The 8,101-nt window shown below is 74.7% G+C and carries 6 protein-coding genes; all 6 read right to left on the reverse strand.

Annotated elements, in window-relative coordinates; all coding sequences use genetic code 11:
* The coding region (locus G4D87_RS28980; protein ID WP_163785950.1) for a HEAT repeat domain-containing protein at positions 1-840 on the reverse strand (840 nt) is incomplete at its 3' end.
* A complete protein-coding gene (locus G4D87_RS28985) occupies positions 837-3,389 on the reverse strand; it encodes a methyl-accepting chemotaxis protein (protein ID WP_163785951.1) in 2,553 nt (850 codons plus the stop codon). The genes G4D87_RS28985 and G4D87_RS28980, both read right to left, overlap by 4 nt.
* Positions 3,370-3,816 carry a chemotaxis protein CheW gene (locus G4D87_RS28990; protein WP_163785952.1) on the reverse strand — a complete coding sequence of 149 codons (447 nt, stop codon included), beginning with the start codon at positions 3,814-3,816 and terminating at the stop codon, positions 3,370-3,372. Before G4D87_RS28990 ends, G4D87_RS28985 begins: the two co-directional genes overlap by 20 nt.
* Positions 3,813-5,879: a chemotaxis protein CheA gene (locus G4D87_RS28995; protein WP_163785953.1), complete on the reverse strand. Its 2,067-nt coding sequence runs from the start codon at positions 5,877-5,879 to the stop codon at positions 3,813-3,815. The genes G4D87_RS28990 and G4D87_RS28995 overlap by 4 nt, the downstream gene beginning before the upstream one ends.
* On the reverse strand, positions 5,876-6,253 hold the full coding sequence (locus G4D87_RS29000) for a response regulator (RefSeq protein WP_163785954.1): 378 nt from the start codon (positions 6,251-6,253) through the stop codon (positions 5,876-5,878). The genes G4D87_RS28995 and G4D87_RS29000 overlap by 4 nt, the downstream gene beginning before the upstream one ends.
* A gap of 240 nt (positions 6,254-6,493) precedes the next feature.
* Positions 6,494-8,101: hybrid sensor histidine kinase/response regulator (locus G4D87_RS29005; protein ID WP_163785955.1), on the reverse strand; the 1,608-nt coding region annotated here is incomplete at its 5' end.

Raw genomic sequence — 8,101 nt, forward strand, 5'->3', positions numbered from 1 at the left:
CGTCACGCCCTGCGACAGCCGCCGCCCCAGCACGGCCGACTCCGGGCCCCGCATCGCGGCCTGCACGGTGCGCGAACCCCCGAAGCGCTGCACCTGGGCCTCGTGGATGTCCACCAGCGCCACGGCCGCCGCGCGCACCGCCGAGTCATTGCCCCGGCGCAGCAGCCCCACCAGCGAGGGCACCGCGGCCTCCTGGCCCGTGCGCCCCAGCGCGCGCGCCACCTCCAGGGTGTAGAAGGGGTCCGCGAGCAGGCCCAGCAGCGCGGGCACCACGACGGGGTCCCCGCACCGGCCCAGCACGTCGATGGCGGGGAAGATGCGGAAGAAGTTCCCGCTGCCCAGCGCCGCCAGCAGCGCATCCACCGCCGCGCCGCCGCCCACGCGGCCCAGCGCTTCGATGGCCGCCACCGCCACGTTGTCATCCGCGTGCACGGTGAGCCGGGACAGCAGCGGCACCGAGCGCCGGCTGCGGCGCCGGCCCAGCACCTGGGCCACGTCACAGACGACGGCGGGGTTGGCGTCCTCGCCCAGCGGCTCCAGCACGCCCTCCACGTCTCCGGAGGACGCCACCAGGGCCTCCACCGTCGCGGCCACGCGCGCCTCGCTGTCGCGGCGGTGGACCAGCACGTCGCGCAGCGACGCCACCGCGGGCGTCCCCAGCTTCGCCAGGGCGCCCACCACGGCGCGCCGCACCGCCCAGCTCTGGGCATCCAGCCCGCCCACCAGCAGCGCCAGGCTGGAGGCGCCGCGCCGGGCGAGCTGCTCCACCTCATCCACCTGGGAGCGGTCCTCCGCCGACAGCGTCAGCGGATGCATTGACGTCGAGGATGCGGCCGTCATGCCCGCTGCTCCCGCGACGAGGACGCCGCGGCCTCTGGGTTGTCCTTCACACCGCCCAGCGCGCCCTGCAGCCGCGCCAGGCTCTCCGACTGCGCGCCTTGCAGCCGCGTGAGGTGGGCCAGCCGGCCCGCCACCTCCCGCACCTCCGCGGCGGTGGTGGCCGTCGTGCGCGACTGCTGCGCGGTGGCGGTGGTGATGTCCCGGGCCCGGACGCGAATCTCCTCCACGCCCTTGGCCAGGTCCTCCATCACCGCCGTGGCCTCCGCGCTGGCCCGCGCCACCACGGCCACGCCCGTGGCCTGGCGGCTGGCGGAGCCCGTGAGCGCCCCGAGCGCCTCGGTCTGTTCGTCCAGCGCGCGCGACGTCTGCCGCGCCACGCGCCGCACCTCGTCCGCCTCCCGCACCAGCCCGCTGAGCGCCTTCGACTGCTCCTCGGCGGCCCGCGTCACCGACGCGGCCAGCTTCGCCACCTGGCGGCTGGCCGTCTCACCCTGCTTGAGGGCGCGGGCCTGCTCCGTCATGCCGCGCGAGGACTGGGCCACCTGCTTGCGCGTCTCCTCCATGGCCCGCGTCACCTCCTGGGCGGCCGTGGCCTGCTCGGCCAGCCCCACCAGGGTGCGCTGGGTGGCCGCCGCCGCCTCCTGGGCCAGGGTGCCCACCCCCGCCACGTCACGGCTCTGGGTGGTCACCGCCACGCTCACGCCCTGGACGAGCTGGCGCATCTGGGAGGTGCCCTTGGACAGGTCCGCCGCCGCAAGCGCCTGCTCCTGCACGGCGCGCGACACCTTCTGTGTCGCCTCCGCGAGCTGGCCGTTGGAGCGCACCACCTCGCGCAGCGCGCGCGCCTGCTCGGAGGTGGCCTGCATCGTCTGCCGCGCCATGCGCCGCATCTCCGCGCCACCCTGCGCCAGCGCCTGGGACGCCTGCGCCTGCTCCGCGGCGGATGAGGCGATGGCCCGCCCCTGCTCGCTCACCTTCGCGGTGCCCTGGACCAGCGCCTGCGTGGCCTGCACCTGTTCGCCGGAGGCGCGCGACACCTCGCGCACGTTGTTCCCCAGGTCCTCCACGCCCTTGAGGATGGTGGACAGCGCGCGCTCGGCGTCCCCGGCCAGCGCCGCGCCTTCATCCGCCGCCCGCACGCCTTCGCCCGAAGCGGCGGCCGCCTCGCGCGCCGACGTCTGCAGGCCCCGAACGATTTTCGCCACGTCCGCGCTGGCCGCCGCCGCGCGGTCCGCCAGCGCGCGAATCTCCTCCGCCACCACCGCGAAGCCCCGGCCGTGCTCACCGGCGCGCGCCGCCTCGATGCTGGCGTTGAGGGACAAGAGATTCGTGCGGTCCGCGATGAGGTTGATGGTCTGCACGATGTCGCCAATCTCCTCGGCGCGCCGGCCCATCTCCTTCATCACCCCGGCCGACCCGACAATGGACTCGCGGATGCGGCCGAAGCCGGCGATGGAGCGCGTCACCGTGGCGCCACCCTCCCGCGCGGTCGTCCCCACGCGCTCGGCGGTGGCGCGCGCCTCCTCCATCATCTGCGCCACCCGCCGCGTGGACGACTCCAGCTGCGCGGAGGCGGCGGCGCTGCCAGCCGCCAGGGTGTTGATTTGCTCGGAGGCCTTCGCCACCGCCTGCGCGGAGCGGGCGAGCTGCTCGATGGTGGCCGCGTTGGCCTCCACCGTCGCCGCGTTCTTCTCCGCCGTGGCGGCCACCTCCTCCACGCTGGCGGCCACCTCCTCCACGGTGGACGCGGTGCTGGCGGAGTGGGTCTCCAGCGTCCGGGCGTTCTCCGCCACGCCCTTCACGCTGCGCGCCAGCTCCTCCACCGTGGCCGCCGTATCCTCCACGCTGGAGGCCATGGCCGTGGCGTCCCGGGACGCCTCGCCCAGGGTGCGGACCACTCCCGCCACCGCCTGTGTCACCTGCGCCACACGCTCGCCCACGCCCTGCGAATCCGTGGACAGCCGGGCAATGCCCTTGGCCATCTCCTCGGCGGTGGCGGCCACCTGTTCGGTGGCGGCGGCGCTGGACTGGTTGCGCGCCACCAGGTCCGCCACGGTGGCGTTCATCTCCGTCATGGAGGCCAGCAGCTCCTCGCTGGAGGCGGCCAGTTCCTCCGCGTTGGCGCTCACGCCCTTCACCGAGCGCGACACCTCCTCCAGCGCCCCGGCCGTGGCGTCCGCCGAGGCCGCCAGGTGCGCGGCGTCCTTGCGCACGCCCGCCACGGAGGAGCTCACCTCCTGGAGGGTGCCCGCGGTGGCCTCGGCCTCCTTCACCTGGGCGCGCGCGGATTCGCTCACCGTGCGCTGCGAGCGCACCAGCTCATGGACGGACTGCCCCGTCTCCTCCACGTGCGCGGCCACCGACTCAATGGCGGCGCGCACCTGCTCGGAGGCCGCGGCCTGCTCGTTGCCGCCAGCCGCCAGCCGCGTCGCCAGCCCCTCCACCGCCAGCACCAGCTCCGTGCTCTCCTGGACGCTGCGCACCGCATCCCCGGCCAGGGCACGGGCCACATCCAGCGTCACCCCTGCGCTACCGCTCTCCGTCGCCATCCAACGTCTCCTCCCCGATGACCCGAGGAAAATCGATGAGCATCACCAGGCGCGGCCCCACCTGGGCCACGGCCTTCACGAAACCGCGCGCTCCCTCCACGACCAGCGGAGGGGGCGGCTTGAGCTGCTGGAGGTCCAGCTTCAGCACCTCGCGGGCGCTGTCCACCACCAGCCCCACGACCCGGCTGCCGAGCTGCGCCACCACCACCCGGGAGTCGAGCGTGCGCTCCACGGGCGGCAGGCCGAAGCGCAGCCGGGCGTCCACCACCGGGATGACGCGCCCGCGCACCTGCACCAACCCGGCGACGTGCGGCGCGGCGCCCGGCACGGGCGTGGCCCCCGCGAAGGACTCCATCTGGAGCACGTCCGCCGCGGGCAGCACGTACTCGGCTCCATCCACCTTGAACACAACATGCAGCACGCTCATGCGAGGCGCCTCTCTTCCTGGGCGGGAGCCCTGCGCTGGTGCGGCGCGCCGCCACCTCGCGCCAGCCCGAGCGCGGCCAGGTCCAGCACCAGCGTGGGCTGCCCATCCCCCAGGTCCGTGGCGCCCACCACGCCGGGCACGCGCACCAAGGGGTCCTCCAGCGGACGCAGGACGATTTCCTGCTGCCCCACCAGCCGGTCCACGCCGAACGCGACGAGCTCACCGCGCTGACGCACGAGGAGCGCCTTGGCCACCGAGCCGCCTCCGTGGCCGTCCGCTTCCCCGCGTCCCAGCAGCCGTGCCAGCCCCAGCAGCGGCACCGTGCTCCCCCGGCGCTCCAGCAAGGCCACGCCTCCCGCGCCTGCGGGCCACACCCGCCGCGCGGCGTCCACCTCGATGAGCTCCTCCACGGAGCCCACCGCCACGGCGTAGCGAAGCCCGGCGCATTCGAAGACGAGCGCGTCCAGCAGCGTAATCGTGAGCGGCACGCGGAGCCGGAAGGTGGTGCCGGCGCCGGGCCGCGTCTCCATCCCCAGCTCGCCGCCCAGCTGGTCCACGATGATGCGGTGGACGATGTCCATGCCCATGCCCCGCCCGCTGGTCGCGTTGGCGGCATCCCGGGTGGAGAAGCCGGGCCGGCAGAGCACCTCCAGCAGCGCGTCCGGCGTGGCGGGCACCGGCACGCCCGCGCGCGTGGCCACCGCCCGCGCATCCACGCCGCGCCCGTCATCCGCCACGGTGAGGTCCAGGAGCCCCCCCGCCCGGCCATGGCTGGCCACGCGCACCACGCCCTCCTCCGGCTTGCCCGCGGCGCGGCGGGCCTCCGGCGACTCCAGCGCGTGGTCCACCGCGTTGCGCACCAGGTGCACCAGCGCGGGCAGCAGCCGGTCCGCCACGGCCTTGTCCAGCTCCGCGTCGCCCACGTCCAGCTCCAGCCGCACCGACTTGCCCGTGCTGCGGCGCAGGCCGCGCACCAGCAGCGGCAGCCGCTCCAGCACGTCCCCCACCCGCACCATGCGCAGGCGGAGGATGGCCGTGCGCATGTCGCGGAGCTGGCGCGCGTTCTCCTGGAGGATGGCCTGCAGCTCGCGCGTGGGCGCGCCAGCCGCCGTCAGCGCCGCCACCGCGCGGGTCAGCCGCGAACGGTTGACGACGAGCGCCGCCAGCCGCTCCAGCGCCTCGTCCAGCCGGGACACGTCCACCCGCAGGGAGCCGCCGCCACGCCGCGCCTCCTCGGGCTCCTCCTCCACCAGCGCCGACTCGGGCAGGGGCGCCAGGGCGGGCGCCTGTGGGGCCACGGCGGCCAGCGGGCGCACCGACGCGGGCGGTCCCCCCGCGGCCTCCAGCAGCGCGGCGTCCGAGGCCTCGGTGAGCAGCAGCAGCACGAAGGTGAGCCCCCCGCCGCCCACGGCGGCCCCCGACAGGGGCAGCACCTTCACCGTCTCGCCCAGAGGGGCCACGCGCTCACGCACGCTGTTGATGGTGACGCCGTTGGCGGCGCGGTCCGCGCCGGGGATGAAGTCCAGCCGCACCGCGCGGCGGCCACCGGTGGCGCCCGTGGCGAGTTGCTCCCGCTCCGCGGCGGAGAGCCGGGAGGCCACGGCCTCCTCCAGCATCAGCGCGGCGGGCGCGGGCTTCGAGGCGCCCCCACCCGGAGCGCTCTCGGCATCCAGCGCCTCCAGGCGCGCCAGCAGCCCCGGGGGCACCGGCGAGGCCTGCTTGCCCGCGGCGAGCTGGCGGACGCGCTGCTCGATTTCGCGCAGCCCCTCCATCAGCGGCTCCACGCTGGCCTCGGGCAGGCGGCCCCCGGCGCGGTCGGCGTGGCGCAGGCACGTCTCCATCCAATGAGCGATGTCGACGATGGGCTCCACGTCCACCATGGCGGACAGGCCCTTGATGGTGTGCACGGCGCGGAAGAGCTCGCGCACGGCGCGCGGGTGCGCCTGCCCCCGCCGGATGCTGGCCTCCATGGCCAGCAACTGACGGTGCCCCATCCCCAGCAACTCCTCCGTCTCCGCCAGATAGGCGGGAAGGAAGTCCGCGAGGTCCACGGACGCGCTCAAGCGCGCCTCCCCTCCAGCAGCCCACGCGCCTCCGACAGGATGGCGTCCGGTGTGAAGGGCTTCGTCATGAAGCGACTGGCCCCCGCCGCCAACGCCCGCGTCCGCGAGGCATCGTCACCCCGCGTGGTGACGATGATGATGGGCAGCTCGCGCAGCCGGTCCTGCCCTCGCACGAACTCCACCACCTCGATGCCGCCGATGTCCGGCATGTTCAGGTCCAACACCAACAAGTCATACGGCTGGAGCGACAACCGCTCGATGGCCTCCAAACCACTGGAAGCATGTGTGAAGGTCAGGCCCGGATAGGGCCGCAGGCACGCGACCACCATGTCGCGCATCACCTTGCTGTCATCAACGACGAGCACCTCTGCCATGGCGTCCCCTGGAAACGGCCATCGAACCTAGAGCGATTCCTCGAAGTTGAAAGACATGGCTGGGTCCGTGGCTGCTACAGCGCACACTGGCAGACAGTCCACAACGTCGACGTGCCCCACCTGGACACTCGGTATCAGTCTCAACGCGCCAGCGGTGCGGAAGCCGCCGGCCTGGACGCCCGCCCCCCGCCTCCTGCCTGGCCTGCCACCTGGGTAGCGGCCGCGGTGAGGGACGCGCCGTCAGTCCCTCGCCACGGGCGGCCGCTCGCGCGGCAGGCGGACGCGGAACGTGGCGCCCTCTCCGGGCGTGCTGTCCACGGACACGCCGCCCCCATGTGCCTCCACGATGCGGCGCAGCCGGTACAGGCCCAGGCCCAGCCCGCCGTAGTGCCGCACCGGCACGGCGCGCTCGAAGCGGCGGAAGAGGCTCTCCAGCCGCCCGGGCGCGATGCCGATGCCATGGTCCTTCACCATCAGCGTCGCCACGTCCTGTCCGGACTCCAGCGCCACCTCCACCGGCTTGCCCGGCCCGAACTTCATCGCGTTGGACAACAGGTGCGTCATCACCTGGGACAGGCGCACCGCGTCCCACCGCCCCGGCGTGGGCTCCAGCGAGCTGAGCACCAGCAGGCAGCCCGCGCGCGCCGCCGCCTCCTCCGAACGGACCACCGCCTCGCGCACCACCAGCGCCAGGTCCACGTCCTCCAGGTGCAGCCGGGGCGCGCCGCCCTGGAGCTGCGACACGTCCAGCAGCGACTCCACCAGGTCCGCCAGGCGCTGCACCTGCCGGTCCGCCGACTCCAGCGCGCGCTCCAGCCGCCCGGGCCCGCCGCCCAGGCCCGCGCGCAGCACGCCCTGGGCGCCCTGCACGCGCAGCCGCAGCGCCGCCAGCGGGGTGCGCAGCTCGTGGGCCGCCACGCTGAGGAAGTCGTCGCGCGCGCGCACCGCCTCCTGCGTCTCGCGGTAGAGGCGCAGCTGCTCCGTCACGTCGCCAATGATGCCGGCCATCCGCACCGGGCGGCCCTGCGCGTCCCGCAGCGCCCGGCCGCGGCTCACGCACGAGCGCCAGGTGCCCGTGACGTGCCGCAGCCGCAGCGTCACATCATAGGGCGTGCCCCGCTCCAGGTGCGCGGACAGCGCGGCCATGACGTCCGGCCGGTCGTCCGGGTGAATCAACTCCAGGAAGGCGGAGAACGTCCCGCCGAAGTCCCCCGGCCCCAGGCCCAGCATGTCCAGCAGCGGCGGGCTCCAGTAGAAGGCCTGGCCGCGCAAGTCCCAATCCCAGATGCCGTCGTAGGAGCCGCTCACCACCAGCCGGTAGCGCGCCTCGCTCTCCCGGGCGGTGCGCTCGGCCTGCTCCAGCAGCCCCACCCGCCGCTCCAGCTGGCGCACCATCCGGTACAGGTGGTCCTCGGTGCTCAGGTCCACGGGCGGAGACGTGTGGGACGGCCCCCCGGCGCGCAGCTCGCGCAGGAGCGCGCCCACCAGCTCGTCCCCCTCCTGCGTCCTGCGCACGAAGCGGTTGGCCCCCACGTTGTGGGCCATGCGCAGGTCCAGCTCGTCGGGCGCCACGGTGTGCGTGAGGATGACGGGCACCCGGGCCAGCCGCGGGTCCTGCCGTAGCCCCAGGCACAGCTTGAAGCCGTCCATGCCCGGCATCAGCGCGTCCGCCAGCACCACGTCCGGACCGCGGCGCCGCGCCAAATCCAACGCCGTGGCGCCGTCCGCCACCAGCGTCACGTCGAAGCGGAAGGGCGCCAGGTGCAGCTGCGCCAGCTTGCGGGAGACAGGGTCGTCATCCGCCACCAGCACGTGGGGCCGCCGTGCCTCCGGCCCCCCGCCCGCCTC

Origin of the sequence: Myxococcus vastator (assembly GCF_010894475.1) — a bacterium.
In the GTDB taxonomy this organism is placed as follows: domain Bacteria; phylum Myxococcota; class Myxococcia; order Myxococcales; family Myxococcaceae; genus Myxococcus; species Myxococcus vastator.

Excerpts from the sequence above, each read along its gene's own strand:
- G4D87_RS29000 (WP_163785954.1), bottom strand. The coding sequence starts at position 6,253 with ATGGCAGAGGTGCTCGTCGTTGATGACAGCAAGGTGATGCGCGACATG.
- G4D87_RS28990 (WP_163785952.1), bottom strand. The coding sequence starts at position 3,816 with ATGAGCGTGCTGCATGTTGTGTTCAAGGTGGATGGAGCCGAGTACGTG.
- G4D87_RS28985 (WP_163785951.1), bottom strand. The coding sequence starts at position 3,389 with ATGGCGACGGAGAGCGGTAGCGCAGGGGTGACGCTGGATGTGGCCCGT.